Source organism: Caballeronia arationis (genome assembly GCF_001544975.2).
Lineage (GTDB): Bacteria > Pseudomonadota > Gammaproteobacteria > Burkholderiales > Burkholderiaceae > Caballeronia > Caballeronia arationis.
In genome coordinates this window covers 1-1913 of sequence record NZ_FCOG02000383.1, presented here as the reverse complement: position 1 = coordinate 1913, position 1913 = coordinate 1, and the positions used below count along the sequence as shown (strand labels likewise).

The following is a 1913-nucleotide window of genomic DNA, read 5'->3' as shown; positions in this document are numbered from 1 at the left end:
ATGGCCGAGGAGGCTTATCAGCGCTACGCGCTCGCTGCCAATCGGGCAGGGACCTACCTTGCGACCTTTCGGGCAATCGCAAAGAAGTATCCCGATCGTGCGCCGCAAAGCATTCTTGCCGACCTCATTGAATCGGAGCCTGGCTCGCTAGGCAAATGGTTCGCCGCAGCGAAAGACGCGGGTTTGCTGGATATTGCGCTTTCGCTTGCGAAGAATCACCCGACAGACCCGAAAACGCTCACGCGCGCGGCGCGCGAATTTGCAGTGAAGCAGCCGTCATTCGCAATGGCCTGCGGACTGTGCGCTTTGCGATGGATGGATGCCGGCTACGGTTACGAGATAGCGCCTATCGATGTGCTCGACGCTTACGACGCGACGGTCAAGGCCGCGGCGGCAGCGGGCGTTCCGGCGCCGGACGTGCAGGCTCGTGTGCGACAACTCGTCGGAGCGCCTTCCTCGATTATCGCGAAGGTGCTCGCAACAAAACTGGACTGACCTCCGCACTGCGGACGCGACGAACCGGGCGGCTGCATTGAAGCCGACGCGCGACCCAGTCAGAGCATTACTGCTTTGTGTAGTAGCTCGAGTGCCGTCAACTCGTCTAACCGACCGGTGCGCGCTTTGCCCGCCAGCGTCTTGAGCAGCGCTTCCGCTATTGGCGAGATACCGTCCAGACCCTGCAGACCTGTTGCCGAAGCCGGTGGAAACTCAGCGTTCGCGAGTGCGCGTGCCGGTACGCGGTCACCGTCGTCTTCGACGGCGTGTGCATCGGTTGTCGCGGATTGTTCGGTCTCGTTCGTCGCGAAGGCCCCCGCCATCTTTACACTACTGATCTGAGGCTCGGTTAGAATCGGGGCCTGTTCACTCTCCGGGGTAGCCGACGGCGTCTCGCTTGCCCGCTGAGTAGGAGCCGATACGTTCAGTGCGCCGGCGTCAACGGTGGCTGCGCGAGACGCTTGCTCTTGAGCGCTCGCGCGAGCGCGTGACGCGGGCGCGAGTAAAACTGAGACGGACTCGGGAATTTCCGCTTCGGAACGCGGCTGGTCCAACCAGCCAGTTGGCAAACCAAGCCGCTCCGTAAAGCGGTTCGCCTCTGCCTCGTCCATGCGCTTCTTGCCGTGCAGTCGATGCGCCATGTTGGATCCGGTCATACCCATGACGAGACCGAGCTTGGCTTTCGATCCGTTGCGCCCGGTGAGCACATGAAGGTTCGCGCGTCGGATGCTCTCGACCGTGGCGCCATCGTGGAGGCTCAATTGTTGGGGCGATGCTGCTTCGATTGTTGCGCGTCGACCGGAAGCGGTTTTTGCAGCGGCTTTGCCGGTTGTCTGCTTGCCCAGTTGAGCTTGACCGGTCTTCGCATTGCTATGCGGGTTCTTCGCTTTCTGAGATGGCATTTTTGCATCCTCGGACGCACCGTCCGCAACAAACAACTGTTCTTGTGTGACTGGAACGGCCGGCGCCGATGCCGTCAGCGTCTTGGCGTCGCCGTCCACGTCGTCGTCCGTTCGAACAAACTCGAGGGGCGATTTCAAGCGAGCAATGAGTTCCGGCGAAAGGGCAGGGTAGGGCTGATCGAAAAACCCATGAGGCAGACCGAGCGTGGTCTCCATGTGGAAGGCAGTCTCGGGCGTGAATCTTTCGCCCTTCGTAAGCTCCGCGACACGCGATAGAGTGGAATCCAGCGCCAACGCGATATTCTCAGCGCCGACCGCATTGACCAAAAACTGAAACGACCGCGTCTTGATGATGGAGGCCGTCGCAGCGGGCTCTTTAGAAGGCGGCTGAGAGGACGTACGGTTGCGGGAGGAGACATTGGGTTTAGACAGGTGATGAGGCTGCCGGCTGTTCGCCTTTTCTCGGTACCCCGCATTTCGCCCGCGGGTCTGACTCATAGCTTTAGCTCCAGTGCG

The 1913-nt window shown here is 61.0% G+C and carries 1 protein-coding gene and 1 pseudogene; one reads left to right on the top strand and one right to left on the bottom strand.

Going from position 1 to position 1913, the window contains the following annotated elements; translation table 11 throughout:
* A pseudogene (locus tag AWB81_RS46265) lies at positions 1-495 on the top strand (hypothetical protein); the annotation flags it as partial.
* 59 nt (positions 496-554) lie between these two features.
* Here the strand turns inward: AWB81_RS46265 and AWB81_RS42445 are convergent.
* A complete protein-coding gene (locus tag AWB81_RS42445; RefSeq protein ID WP_062644522.1) occupies positions 555-1895 on the bottom strand; it encodes a hypothetical protein in 1341 nt (446 codons plus the stop codon).
* Positions 1896-1913 lie beyond the last annotated feature (18 nt).

Coding starts and splice junctions, on each gene's coding strand:
- AWB81_RS42445 (WP_062644522.1), bottom strand. CDS start 1,895: ATGAGTCAGACCCGCGGGCGAAATGCGGGGTACCGAGAAAAGGCGAAC.